7 protein-coding genes are annotated in these 14,450 nt (G+C 55.6%); all 7 read right to left on the minus strand.

Annotation, left to right across the window (positions count from 1 at the left end; translation table 11 throughout):
* Window positions 1–3,597, minus strand: coding sequence for a hypothetical protein (locus VAE48_RS14940; RefSeq protein ID WP_322794131.1), 3,597 nt, complete (start codon window positions 3,595–3,597; stop codon window positions 1–3).
* A 16-nt stretch (window positions 3,598–3,613) separates the two neighbouring features.
* On the minus strand, window positions 3,614–6,313 hold the full coding sequence (locus VAE48_RS14945) for a DNA methyltransferase (RefSeq protein ID WP_322794132.1): 2,700 nt from the start codon (window positions 6,311–6,313) through the stop codon (window positions 3,614–3,616).
* A 651-nt stretch (window positions 6,314–6,964) separates the two neighbouring features.
* A complete protein-coding gene (locus VAE48_RS14950) occupies window positions 6,965–10,669 on the minus strand; it encodes a DUF6079 family protein (RefSeq protein WP_322794133.1) in 3,705 nt (1,234 codons plus the stop codon).
* Between the two features lie 3 nt (window positions 10,670–10,672).
* Entirely contained in the window at window positions 10,673–12,370 is a 1,698-nt protein-coding gene (locus VAE48_RS14955) for an NERD domain-containing protein/DEAD/DEAH box helicase (RefSeq protein ID WP_322794134.1), read from the minus strand.
* Window positions 12,371–12,555: 185 nt separating this feature from the next.
* Window positions 12,556–12,834 carry a transposase gene (locus tag VAE48_RS17565; protein ID WP_416181061.1) on the minus strand — a complete coding sequence of 93 codons (279 nt, stop codon included), beginning with the start codon at window positions 12,832–12,834 and terminating at the stop codon, window positions 12,556–12,558.
* Between the two features lie 247 nt (window positions 12,835–13,081).
* A complete protein-coding gene (locus VAE48_RS14960) occupies window positions 13,082–13,906 on the minus strand; it encodes an HAD-IIA family hydrolase (protein ID WP_322794135.1) in 825 nt (274 codons plus the stop codon).
* Window positions 13,903–14,450, minus strand: a 548-nt coding sequence (locus VAE48_RS14965; RefSeq protein WP_322794136.1) for a C-GCAxxG-C-C family protein, incomplete at its 5' end; no start/stop codon positions are given. The genes VAE48_RS14965 and VAE48_RS14960, both read right to left, overlap by 4 nt.

Genomic DNA, 14,450 nt, shown 5'->3' on the forward strand with positions numbered 1-14,450 from the left:
TTATCCTCCAAATTGGGTATGAAGCGGATTGTTGGGTCTAACCGGCTGGTAAATGGGCCTGTTCTTCAGCGTGCCGTTCTGTGGAATGGGTATAATCGCATTGCGCGAGTTCCCACAAAACGAAAGATGCTTATCCCACAAATCATGATTTTCATGACCAAAAGTCGCTGTGAACCAGCCGCACTGACAGAGGTAGATGCCCGTCATCCCCGGCAGTGAAAAGCGGCGCGCGGCCAGGTCAATTTCGGCTTTTTGACCGGGCAGGTGGAGCAGTTTGATGACCAGCGTGGGTTGTTCAGTTTCGAGGAAAAAGAGATCCTCCCGCTCTGCGCCGCGGATTTCGAGCAGTTGACCCCAACCCAAATCACAAAGAACATAATAACCAATTTTAATCAGGTATTCCGGCAGGTCGAGATGGCGGCTCAATTCGTACAATAGCCGGGTGCGTAAGGGAGAAGCGGGAGTAGCTTTGAGCAGCTGTCGCGCAAAATCGGGGTGGTCCTTCAGCACAATGGCGGCGTCGGCTTCAGAAAACCGTCCACGCTCAAGAAATTCCCAAAAAGCCCGGCGCGACTCTTCCGCATCGGATTGGAGCAACATCTGGAGCGCACGCAGGATGATCTCCGGCTCGCGCGCCAGGGTCAGTACCCGGCGCACACTTTCCGGGCGAATGGTGCGGACATGGGTGATATGGCTCAGGTAACGCTGCACAAATTGGGGGTCAGGCTCTTTTTCCAACCTCTGCAGCGTTTCTTCCCGAAACATATACATCAAAAGAGCGCGCTGGTTTTCGCGCACATCATATTGCCCCAGCCAGCGCGCCAGGGCGTCCAGGTGGAGCAGGCTGGCTTCACGGTAGTTCTTGAGACACCACTGAATTTCAGCCTGTTTTTCCGGCTCTAGTTCTTGGGTTTGATGAATGCACATTTTTTCAAAATGCAAGGCAAAGGCGCGGCCGGGTTTGGCGTTGGGCAGCTCATTGTCAATCTCCTGCAAACGCGATTCTGGTGAAAGCATTTGAATCGGAATGGCCTGCTCGGGAGGAAAAGGCGGCAGATGGAGATGTTCGTAGGGCGAGACGACCACGAACTGCACACGGTATTCGCCGGGTGGCAGCCCATATTCTGGGGGAATGTCCCACATCCACCAGCCCTCTGTTTCGTTCATGCGGTTGGGAGGGGCATCATCCGGCAGGGGAATTTCAACCGGATCAGACCAGGGCTGCCACAGCGACCAGAGACGCAGGCGGCGGTAGCGCAGCGGATGCGGTTCGCACCAGTGCAGGCGCCAGTTACCGCCTTCGAGGAGTTCCAAGTGGCAACCGCGGATATCCACTTCGCGCGTCAGGCGCAGCACCGGCAGGCTCAGGTTTAGATTGCGACCTGCGTCCAGCAGTTCAAGCTGGAATTCGAAAATCGCTTCTTGTGTACTGGCGCCTAAGGTACTGGTAAAATCGGCAAGGTCAAATTCCAGCCAGTGCGCTGCCAGCGAGCGGCTGAAAGAAGTTTGCAAAGGCTCATTGCGCCCGGGAGCAGTGAGATGCAATTCAATCAGCGGCTGTTCCCCTCCCGGCAGGGGCAGTTCCACCCGCAGGCGCGGATGGAAAGCTGTCGTATCGGTCTGCAGGAGTTCTGCCAGCGGGCGGGAGATGGGTTGATGGCTCCACTCCAGAGCGCTTCCTCTTTGCAGCACAAGAGTCCAGCGCAGGCGCGGTATGGCAACCCGCACAGGGATGCGAATCGGCTCCGGCGCGGCCGGCAGTTCCACCCGCAGGTCAACCTGAGCGGCTTCCGCGCCAGCGCGGACGGTGAACCCGCCGGGGCGGGTGGTAACTTCGCTCCCATCTTCGGAAATCAGGCGGGCGTTGGGGGGCAGAATCAGGTTGAAGGTTACCGGTTGAGCGCCTTCCTCAGTGGGAAGGTAGTAAGGTTGCAAACCGTCCACTTCCAGTCCGGCGCACACCCGAAACGGCAATTCGCTAAGCAGTCGTCCGCGCCGCGAGATGCTGAGATGATAAGTCCCGGCGGGAGACTCGCCCAGCCAGGGCGTAAGAGATACGCGCGCTTTGTCATTTTCGACGGTGTAAGGGAGTTCAGCCGCTGCGCCTTCCCAGTTCCCCTCGGGGGATGCTGCGTAACGCGATTCCAGACGCAGACGCAGGTGATTCAATTCACCTGCCGGGGCAGCCGTGTTTAAGAGAGGCACGCAAACTTGCGGCGCAGCGGTGTAGAGGGGTTTTTCGTCCACCGCCAGCAGATGCGGCGGCAAATTTGGGGTGGAAAGCGCCGCTTCCAGCGGACGGGAAACGGCAATCGGCACGCAGATATCCTGACCTTCGCGCCACAAGCGCACAAGGTGGACCCCTTTCAAATCCCAGGCGGCGGCTTGCCAATCCTGCCAGGGCGGAGCAAAGGGATGCAGGGATTCCAGTTGACGCGCGATCCCCTCAAAATGGAGTTCGGCATCGGCGGGATAAAACAACCAGACATCACCGGCGGGAAGTGAGGGAGAGAGACGGACTTGCAGCCCATCCGGATAACGAAATGCCAGCAGCGGCGGGTAGCCGGCCGGCGGCAAGCCGCGCAGGGAGAAAGAACACAGCGGGGTAGCTTCACCCTGAGCAAATAGAGCGACTTGCACGGTCTCCAGCGGTTCCTCGAGCAGCCATTCCACCTCTTCGATGACCCATTCCTGTCCCTGGCGGCGCGGGCGCAGACGGCTTTGCTCGGCAAAAATCACGCCGCTGTCGGGGTCATACAGGCGGGCATGGTAACGCGCGCTGGCCTGCACCAGCGTGAGCGGCTGGGCGGGAAGCAGCACCCGAAAGGCGGGGGTGTAGGGATCGAAAAACAGGCGCGGTCTACGACGGCGAATGGAAGGCGCGCTTTGCCTTTCCAGGAAGCTTTCGAACGCCTGAACCACATATGGGCGCAAACCCAGTTTTTCTGGGGGAGGCAGGGGTTGATTGTTTTTGATCAGGCGCGCCATGCGGCGGCATTTTTCGAAGAAAGACTGCGCCGGCCTGCCGGCATGATGGAAGAAATGACGCACGACGTCATCCGTAAAGATCTGGGCGGTGTAATGTTGAAGCAGGGCGCTCAGGGCCGCTTCATCGTCCATGCCGTCGTAAGGCGCTTTTTCAACGGAAGGCAGCAGAATGTACTGGAAAAAATCGGGCAGGGAAAAAGCCGGAATGCCGCCGTGCAGACGGATGGGCGTGACGTATTCCAGCGCGGCAACGCCCTCGAAGCGCCGCAGGTTGGGATACTGCTCGATGATTTCCACAAACGCTTTCCCCCAGTGATGGGCAGGATGAAACAAGGAATTGCGACTTTCCAAACCGAGGCCGACCGCCACCTGATCCCAAAATCCGCGCTCTTCATTGAAGGCTGCTTTGAACGCCAGATAGGTGACGAAGGCGGCGGGATAATCGCGCTGCAGAAGGCGGGTGGCTTGAGTCAAGCCGTAGCGGCGGACCAATTCCCCCAGCGCCTGCTCCAGTTTGGCATGGGCGTCGCGTTCCAGCGGAATTTCGCCGAGAAGTTCGATTTTGGGCAGGTAGGGGGCAAGCAGCGTTTGCCAGTCGTGAAGATTCACGGCCATCCTCCCTTTTTTACAGCAATTTTTCCTGTTTTGGGGCAGCTTCGGCGCGAATGCGGGCATTATCGGCGTACATCATCAGCTGCGGGTCGTCTTCAAAGACGCGTTCAGGCAGGCGGTTGGCAACCTGAACAATGACGGCGTAGTTTCGTTCCTTCCAGGCCTGGCTGAACCCGGCGCGGATGGCTTCCAGCCGAAAGGTCTTCAGCCGGCCTTTGCCCGGCAGGTAGGTGTTGAACTCGCGCAGCAGACTTTTTTCCCGCAGGGCGTACAGGTCGGCTTCCTGCCGCGGGTCGGGCAGGCGGTAGCGTTGGGTGGCCTCATCGCGGATGAAGTTCTCCTCCAGCAGGTCGCGCAGTTCGGGCAGGGCTTCGTAGGGCAGGGTGTGGGCTTCTTTTTTGAAGGCGTTGGAGAGTTCGGCGTAGGTTTGGGGGCTGCCGCCCTGCCGGGGGTCGAGGGCGCGGCGCAGCCACTGCAGGGCGCTCTTTTCGTCGGTGATGAACAGCGGCATCTGCTCCACCCGCTCGGCCTGCAGGCGCAGAGCGTCGAACTCGGCGGCCTGCGGGAAGGTGAAGACCATGCCTTCCCGTTCGGCAAAACGCTCCCTTAAACCGGCGTAGAATTCGGGAGCGGAAAGCGGCACGGGCAGCCCGCGCTGGAGATAGTAAGCCACCATGCGGTCAAAGAGCAGGTAAGGAGCGCGTTCGCCGACGAATTCCAGCAAGCCGTTGTCTTTCATGCCCGGCATTGCCAGTCGTTCGAGATGCTGGTGGATGAACTCCCATACGCCATGGGGGGTGTTGTGCTGTTCCTGGAAGCGCTGCTCGAAATCCCGACCGGGTTTGTAAGCCGAGATGATCAAATCCTGCTTGACCGCGCCGGTTGAAGTCACTTGATTAAATGAGCCTTGCTGTTTATCAAGCGAGCGCACATCGGCAATCACGAACCCTGCGCGAAGCAGGGCTTCCTGGATGGCATTCCAGACCGCATTTTGCGAGTTGTGAAACTCCACCGTCATCCAGCGCCCGGGTTTAAGCAGGCGGTAAAACTCGCGGAAGCAGGCTTCCATGAGCGCCTGGTATTCGGGCAGGCCCTTGCGCTGGGTTTTGTTGACCACCGCCTCGGCGGCGTTGTTGGTGAAAACGCCCAGCCAGGCTTCCCACAGGAAGTTCAGTTCGCTGTACATCAGGTTGGCGCCGAAGGGGGGGTCTATGAAGATATAGTCAATTACCTGTTTAGAGACTCCTATGTGCGTACTTGATTGAGATGAGGAAATGAAACTCCATTCATAAGGTTCGTTTATAGACATGAAATCAGTTGTTTTTCTCTCCAATAGTTTTATGGGCTTGTTCTCTACATTTATTGAAGGTATATATAATGTGCCCATCACATTGCCCATTTTTCTATCTAAAGTAAATTTATACATCTTTGAAGTTCTAATAAGAGATGATGTAAACCAAATTAATAATTCTGGATAATTTTTGCTTTTGCACTTTTCTAAAATTGCCGCCAGCGCCCACAGGTTGCGGAGGGTGTAGAAGTGGTGCACATGGGTGATACCCAGATTAAAAGGATCACCGGTTTTATCGCCCTTGGGTATTGGTTGGGTTGGGAAGGGATAGGGAATATCGCTTTCTTCGATTTTCTCGATCAGCGCCAGGTCGGCTTCATCGGGGCGTTTTTCGAAGCGTTTCTTGCCCACCGAGTAGTTGATCAGCACCGGCACCTGCTTTGCCTGGCGGATGCTTTTACCCAGGGCTCGGTCGTATTGGGTCTTGAAGGCGCGCTCGGCGCGTTGGGCACGGCTGGCTTTGCGCGGGCTTTTGCTCAGCAGTGCGCCGCACTGCGGGCAGTGCCAGTCATCCCGCACCGCGCCTTGCTGGTGGTCCACCGCCACATCCCAAAAGACCATCTCCGCCCCGCACTGCGGGCAGAGGAAGACATCCGACCAGACGGTGTAGTTGATCTTGCCGGTACTTTTGCCGTCGCTGTGGCGGGTTTCGTACATCCAGCCGCATTCCTGCTCCACCTCGCATAAAATGCGCCGGGCTTCCTGCTCAAAAGCGCGCGCATCCACCGGCGTGTTGTAGTTGTAAGCAATGAAAGTGGCAGCAGGAGAGAGGTCAATCAGCACGGCTTTGCGCGCTCCCAGTTGGGAGATGGCTTTGTCTCCATCCCAGATGACGCCCTGCTCGTCCACGCGGTAACCCAGGCTTTCAACAGCCCTTTTATCGCCGCACAGTTGAGCCGCCACGCCGGTCATGCCGGTGCCGCAGAAGCCATCCAGCACCACATCACCGGGGTCGGTGTAGTGCAGAATGTAGCGCATAATGGCTTTGTGCGGCACTTTGGTGTGGTAGGAATGGGCGTTGTAAATGGGGTCGTTCTTACCCTCGCTTACGTCGGCAGCAAACGGCTCGCGCCGGTAACCGTTTTCGCGGTCGTCCGGCAGTCCCAGCGTGCGGCGCAGTTCTTCCCGCTCCGCCTGCCAGCGTTCCACGATTTCGGAGAGAAAGGGGTTGGGGCAGGCGGTGTAGTAGGGCGGATCGGAAAGCGCGAGGATAGCCTCATTGCTGGCGTGCGGGAAGCCCGGCGTTTGCCGAAAATCCGCGTCGTCCAGGTAGCGGCGCAGTTTTTCCAGCCAGGCGCGGCGTTCCGTTGGGCTGCTTTCGAGCAGCGGCGAATCGGAGAGGAGTTCAGGTTGATGGCTCATGGTCAGTTCATTCCCATTCGGAGAGTCGGTGGGGTTGCGCGCCCCAATCCTCAGGCGCAGTTGGGGTTGGTGCGCGGCTCGGCGGATTTATCAACATCAGTTTGGGGTAAATCCTTTTCACAAATCGTTCAGGTTTTCCGGCCCCCTCCTGCGCTTCCTTCAATATCGCCTCAGCACCATGGGGGAGGTGGGAGGGGGTTAAGTTCGCGGCTGTCCGGGTTTTACAGTAGTCCCGAACCCCCGTTTCGGAAGGTTCAACCTTGAGATGGTTGGGGCGACCGGTAATGTTTGCACCTGCAGTGGGATGCACGCGGCAACAGGGTCAGGAAGGACATCCGCGCCGCGGTGAGCGGGAATGAAAGGCAAGTCGTTCAGACGACCGCGCGGGTAACACGTCATACATCCTCCCTGGAATGGTTTAAATTATCATATACGATGTCTTTTGGATAGTCAAGAAAAGGATCGGCCGGTTTGCATGGCATCCTCAAAGTCGAAAACGGTCGAACTGCAGCCGGCGGGTGCTGACCGATGTCTATTCGCAAAAATCCACTGATACGTCAAATCGAACGATTTTGCCCCCCTGCGCCTCCCCCATATCGCCTGGCGAAATTGGGGGAGGTGGGTGGGGATTGGGTGGTTTCCTGGCCGGGGCTACCAGTCCAGTTCAATGCGGATCTTTTCGCGGTTTTTGCCGCCCAGTTTGCTCTCGAGAAGTTGGGTCAGGCGCTGATAAAGTTCATCCACGGTGCAGGGCATGGCCGGCCGGGTGAGCGCCAGCATCAACTCACTGCCGTTCAACACCACTTTTTCCAATCCTTGCAAAACATCATTGACCGCCTCCACAAAGCCGCTGGAAACATGGCCGGGCAGTTGCCCGCCTTCCACAAAAGCCTGCACCTGTTCGCGGTAAGGCGGATTCAACAAGGCAATGTCCGCCAGCACATCGGGTTTCTGCAGTTCCTCACGCAGGCGCGCCAGCCAGGCGGCATACAGGCGTTCCAGCGCCTGAGAAACGTCCTCCAGCGCCTCGGCAGCCGTTTTTTCGTTTCGCTCGGTGCGCGGGTCAAAACCGCAGTGCGGGCATTCGGTGCGTTCGCGCAAATCCTCTCTGGTCAACAGCGGACAGGCGCGCAGCGCGGTGAAATCCTGCTGCAGGCGACGAAACTCGCTTTCCGGCAGGATGGAAATGGACTGAAGAGCCAGCAAATGCCGCCAATGAGGCGACTGGGTCAAGGCGCGTTTGCGTTCGTCGCCGGGCCGGTCAAGGCGGGCCGATTGGTGCAGCTGCATATAAGCCTCGCCGTAAGCGGCGCGCAAATTGGCCAGTCCGCCGTTCAACCGCGCATACAGGGTAGATTCGGCGCGCATCTGCGGATTGCGCAGCCAGGCAATGTGTTCCTGCTTCAGCCGCTCGGCTTCCCTTTGCCAGGCATGTGCGACGGGGAGGCGTATTTCGGCGCGGGCGATGTAGTTGAGTGAAGGCTGTAACGATTGCAGCAGCTCGCGCAGCTGGCTCAATTGCAGCAGGGTTTCGCGGCCCTTCAGTTTTGCGCGCACCTCGCCAACGCCCAGCGAAAACTGGCGCAAACGGCCCGGCGTGTTCATCCGTTCCAGAATTTGGAGCAAATCACGGTAGTTTTCCAGCTCTTTGCGCCATTGTTGAGTTTCTTCATTGGAGAGGATGGACTCTCCCCAGTAACGAAACCCATCGCGCAAATTGTCCAGCGCCATCACCAGCCGCCCCAGTTCGCCTTCTGCCAGCCGGCTCATTTCCAGAGCGGCGCGTTCATGCCGATCCGGATCGGCAGCCCATTCGGGGGGCAATCCCAGACCTTCGAAAAGGGCTTTGAGCGCCTGCTGGGGCAGCGGTTGCGGACGGGCAATGGCAGAAAATTGAGTCAAATCGCCCACCTCAAGACGGGAAATTTCCTCCAGGTCGTCGGAGGTGAATGTGCGTCCCATCCAGGTCAGGGTAATTTCTCCCTGACGGAGCAAGGCAGCCAGAATCACGATCAGCAGCTCGGGTTCAAGGTTGAAAGTCAATTCTCGCTCGCGGCGCGGGTCGGCGCCGATCAGTTCCCGGCGGTTCAAAACCCGTTCTTCGCCCCTATTTTGCAAGCGAGAAAGGATAGCGACGGCGTATTTGGATTCGAGCGCCGTATAAACCGGGCGGCCGTCATCCATGCGCAGTAACTCCAGCCCTTCCAGAAGGCTGTGCGCCTGCTGATTGAGCGGTCCGCCTGCCAGAGCGCGCAGTGCTGCCTGGCAGGCCTGCGGCAGGGAAAGCTGGGTTAACTGGATGCGCTCAAATACCGGATATTCGGGATATTTTTGCTGGAAGTAATCGCTCAGAATGGCGGAGGAAAGTTGATAAACCTGGTCGCGCACGCTGCTTTCCGCCCTGGCCAAACGATATTCGCTCCACGCCTCGGCTATACTGAAGCGGACTTTGCTATGCTTGACCTGAAAAGCATGCGCAAAATTCTCACGCAGCCAGCGGGTGAGCAGATTCAGGGATTGATTGGCCTTGTTTTCAAACTGGATTTTGTTGCTGCCCGATGAAATGGCAGCCATTTCGCGTGCGCCGGCATAAAGACGCAACGTTTGACGAAAAACGTCATCCGCGCCAGTCAACAGAAAGAAAATCTCATCGGGCTGCGGTTCGTCGTCCTTTCCATTTTGTTTGAACGGACTGATGAAATGGATGTAAAAATCTCGAGCAGGCTGGGTATGAGAACGCTCATCGCGCGCTCCCAAAAAGGCGTAACCATCACGAGTCATGCCGCGGCCGGGCCAGGGGATTTCGATTTGCCAGATGCGAAAACCGGGGCGATAAGTGCTTTCGTCCAGTTCGAGGATGCGGCGCAGCGCATCGAAGTAGTAACGATCGAGGGCATCTTCATCGAGGAGACTGGCTTTCTGTTCTATCAGGGCGTCGAAATCAATATCTTTGTCCAGGTCGAGGTAGTACTGGTCATTTTCCCGATTGTGGGAAATGAATTGACCGCTCACGACACGCGAGATTTCCCGCAAGATGTTCTCCACACTGGTCAGAAGAAAGGCGGCTTCGTTCTCCGGGATGGGAAGGTATAAACACAGGCGGTCACGCAGCTCTCTGGGCGTCAACCCAATTGGAGCGCGCAGGTCGCCAGTGGTCAGGCGGTGCAGCGCCAGAGCGTGAATGATGCGCAAAGCAGCATGTTGATAGATTGGCGAGAGGACATTTTTTATCCGCTCTTCCAGCACCTGGCTTTTGTCCAGCACTTCACGGATTTCGGGCGTACTGCGGTAGGCGGGGTCCTCTTGAATCAGGCGCCAGAATGCGTCAAAGGAAAGCAATGCCGGGTAGTTTTCCGGCACATCATCCTGGAGAATGCGGCGCATCTCCTGACTGATGGCTTTCAGCGCCTGGCGTTTTTCCACGATCGTCACGCGCTCAAACATCTCCAGGTAGGCCGGGTGGACCGGGAAAAGCTCGACAAATTCATCCATGCGCTCAGCCATCAATTCGTAAAGAGGAGAGAACTTTTCCAGATAAGCGCGGATCTGCTTGCGCTGCTGGTCTGTCTTGGCCAGCAAACGCCGGGAAACCACAAATGCCACGTCCTCGCGCACAATGCGCACCTGCTGGTAGCGATCGCGCACACGGCGGATAGAATCGGCAGCAAACTGGAAGCGCGGATTGTCGAAGAGTGATTCCTGAACGCCGGCCACAAATCGCAAGTCGGAAACGGAGCAGGCCTCTCCGATCTCCCTCAGGAATGCCAGATCAACGATGAGTTGTCGTTCATTTCGCCCCAACAGGTATTCGAGCAGTTCGTCAACGACCACCAGCAAGCCCTGCCCGGGATACCTGGTTTGAAATGCGCGGATAGCCTCGCTCAAAAGGTCTTTGACGTTTGGTGACTCATCCATGCCTGGAAAAGTTATTTGCACGCCTAATTTCTGCAATCCCTCCTGTAAGTATCCCAGCACGACATCGCGCAGCGGCATGTGGGTGCTGCCAAACTCTTGCCTTACCACGCAGAACTTTCCGGCAAGGGTATGTTCCAATCCTCTGGCAACGGCCGGGTGTGTAACGGAGGATGCCAGGTCTTGATGCTCGGCAACTGCCGTAATGAGCGACATCAAATGCGATTTACCGGTACCATAGTTGCCAACCACGAACAGCCCGCCTGTTTCTTCGCCGCGCTCCAGGCTCAGGGTGGGCAAAATGCGGTGCAGAATCACATCGGCCATGCGGTCCGAGATGACATAAGTGCGTACCAAACGCTCGGCTTCCTGGCGTTCCTCGGCCTGGCGGAGCTTCACCACGCTTTCTATGGGTTCGAAATGAATCAGGTCAGCGTATTTCATGAATCAACCTCGCTGGAGAGATAAAATGGATTGAAGATAGGGTTTCGAGCGTTCATGGGCAACCACAATCAGGTGCGTTCTTGCTCGCGAACAGGCAACATAGAGTAATGAAGACAACCAGGATGGATCGTTGTCTTCCAAACCGGTCAGCAGCACGACGCGGTTTTCCAAACCCTTAAAGCGATGAACACTGCTGACGCGAATATCGGTCTTTCGGAGGCTGGTGTCGCCCCATTCGGTCAGCACAAAATTACCCAGGTTTCTTCCGGGGTGGCAAACGGTTCTTTCGGGGTTGCGGGTGGTGAGCAGGGTAATATGGGAGGCTTGAACGCTTTCCTCGTTGACCAGACGGTGCAAGATGCGTTTCAAAAGGCCTTCCTGTTCAAACTCACTGGTAAAGTAAAAAATTTCAGGTTCACGTCCCTGGGGACCCTGGCTGGTCAGCAGGTGAGGGGTTGGGTGAAACTGACGCACGACTTCGTGAATCGAACGCGTGTTGCGGCAATTCTGGTTCAAAGTAAACGGCGGCGAGGTAATCAGCCTTTCCAGACTGGCGTGGCGCCGGTAAATGTTTTGATTGTTGTCGAAAAAGACGTAGAAAATCCCGTTGTGTTTGTCTCTGAGTAGTTCAACAAGGATTTCCCACCATTCGTCTCGAAAATCCTGACCTTCATCCACGATGACCGCATCATATTGCGGACCCAGTTCCAGCAAGGATTCCAGCAGCATATCCGGCAGTACATGGTCGAAATACTCCTGTTCAGTGCGGGAGGCGCGGTAGCCCAAACCAGCCCTTCTTGCCAGCTGCGTGCACAGGCCGTGAAAATGAAAAACATCTACACCGTTTGGGGCACGTTGACGCAAATAATCTGCCAGGGTTGCATTGAAACAAAGAAGCAGTACCTCAAAACCCTGGGTGGCCAAATGACGGGATTTTTCCAGCGCCAGGGTAGTCTTTCCCGAACCGGCGCATCCTTCAATGAGCGCTTTGCGGTGGGTTTGAATAAAGTGCAGTACCTTCATTTGTTCCTGGGTCAATTCGATGAGGCGCTGGTCTTCGTTTTCCAACTCAACGCCGAGGGGAGTATGCAGCGTGAAAGATTGTCCCAACAGGTTTTCCAGAAGGAACAGGCGGTCGTGTCCAAGCGCGCCCGATTTTTGCTCTTTTCCAACAAACCATTCAAAAGCTGCTTTTAGTTTTGGTTCTGGAGCGGTCAAATCGTTCGCATCCATGGCCAGCGAGCGCGGCAGGTCAAGTGGTAATCGGGTATGTCCCACAACAACGTCAGGAAACACAATCAGATAGGCAAGATTGAGATAGCGCTGATCCCAACCCGGTAGTTCTTTCAATTTTGACAAAAGAGCACCCTTACTGTTTCGGGCCTGTTCAACCGGGTCTTTTATGGCATGTTCGACGCCGTTGCGGTCTTTGCTGAACCACTCATCCCGTTCAGCATCATAACGGATTTGTCCCCCTTTGACTTCCAGAATTATGACACCGGATTCTGGGTGGGCGAGAATAAAATCTGCCTCTCCATCATGCGCGCCGCTTTTGGTATCCCGCACTTGCCAGCCAACGCTATAAAAGAATGTGTAGGAAGCGGGCAATCCCTTCAACAGGTCAAAAATTTTTCGTTCGGCGCTGCGTTTAGGATCGCTCAGTGCCCATTCTGGAAAATGTTCGGGATATGATTTTGCCATACCGTTTTCTCAAAGTTCTGACACTAAATTACAGCGTTGGATCACATTTGTTTACTTGGACTGGTTTTCTACTGGTGAGAGCGAGATAATTCGGGCGAACAGGGATTTGTCTGCCGGAGAAAATCCGGTTGCGTAAGATACTGAAGCTGCGCGGTGCGGATGTATAGAAAATTATATACCACGTTTTACAAGTAGATTATGCAACCCTTCTTCTGTAAAATCGGGTCGGAAGTAATCCCAGTTCTTAAGCATTCTCTCGGCTTGGAATCGCACAATCGCTTTCCGCTCCGCCGTTGTAAACGGTTTTCCATCAGCAAAGCAGAAATCGGCCTCAGGCTTGAAGTCCCATTGGGGAAAACCCCTGCAATGCTCGTTCTGCGGCGGATCTGCCTGTTGACCCGATCCAGGCCGCTGGTAGTGCAGATGCGCGGCGGTGTTTTAATTGGTGCAAAACATCCGTGAATTCTTCAAAAGACGTAAAATCGGTTTGGTGAGTCATATCAGTCTCCTGTTTTGTTTTGCGAACCTACAGGATACTTCTGACTCACCACTTTGGTTAAGGTTCGGAGTATTTCAGAAACAATGGAAAGAGCGCCTTTCCATCGTGAATAATGTTTTCGCAGCGTTTATCGCCCTTGTTCAGCACCCTGTCCGAACTCATGTCTGAACTTCAGCCAAATGTCAGACAAAAATTCAATTTTGGCCGCCCGTTTAACCGGAAACGGACTGCGCCCGGCTTAAGAGCGCATACAACTCCGCAAGATTATCCACAATCCAATCCGGCTGGAAGGGGGAGCCGGCCACGTCGGCGGCTTTGGTCTCTCCGCTCAAGACCAGCACAGTGGTGATACCGGTTCTGCCAAGGGCAATGTCGGTATACAATCGGTCACCAATCATCACCGTGAACTGCAAGGGAATGCCGCTTTTGGCCGTGACTGCTTCGATGATTGGCGGGTTCGGTTTACCCACAATCACATCCGGCTGCCGCCCGGTGGAAGTCTGCACAAAAGCAATCATTGCCCCAATGTCCGGCATGAATCCATTTTCAGTCGGGCAATTAATATCCGGATGAGTGGCAAAATAGGGCAAGCCTGCCCGCACAAAATCGCACAACTTCCACAGGCGGTTATAAGTCAGGGTGGTATCATAACCCAGCACCACCGCCTCCGGTCTTTCTTCTACAATCTCAAAGCCGTGCTGTCTGAATTCCTCTTTCAAAGAATCGGTTCCGGCAATAAACAAGCGTGCTGAGGGCATTCGTTTTTTCAGGTAGAGGGCGGTTGCTTCACCGGAGGTAAAAATGCGCTGTTCGCTGACCGTCAACCCCAGTCTGTTCAGTTTTTGGGCATAATCTGCTTTGGAACGCGAAGAATTATTGGTCAGAAAGAAGTAAGGAATTTCACGCTGCTCCAGATAATCCACCAGCTCAACCGCACCCGGCAGCAGCCGTTCCCCCAGAAAGACCGTGCCGTCCATATCCATCAAAAAACAGCGCATTTGAGATAATTGACTCGCCAACGATAACGACTGATTCATGCCCGCATCTCCAGCAGCCAGTCGGTCACGCTCATCAGCGCCGGCAGACAGGCTTTTTCGACCACTTTATTTTCCACAAAACGTTTGACCTGTTCAGCATCCTGAAAATTGGTACCGGTCAGGTCAATGCAATAAACAAAAGAATGTCGCCGGTTGAAGGCATCTATCAATTTTGTGCCGGTTGAATTTGCCTGAGATCGGCTGATCCGATCTGCCCCCTGAACGCTGGATTGCCGGGCAGCAATCACCGCCAGCCCGCCAAATAACGCCCCGCACATTCCACCCTGATTGCAAATACCCCCACCCAGCAGGCTTTGAAATTTCATGGCTGCATCGGAATAAAATCCTTCCCGTTCCGCAAAAGCAAGATAAACCGCTTCAGCACAGGTGTATCCCTGAGAAAACAACGCCCGCACCCGGTTTTTAATGGAAATCTGCGAGAGATGCGCCTTTCCCATGCTGCCGGAAACTGCCAGATACTCGCTCAAAACCCGATTCACCGCATTGCGCTGTTCTTTAATGAAGTCCAAAGGGTCGGCTTCGG

It is taken from the genome of Bellilinea sp. (assembly GCF_034432615.1).
GTDB lineage: Bacteria > Chloroflexota > Anaerolineae > Anaerolineales > Anaerolineaceae > Bellilinea.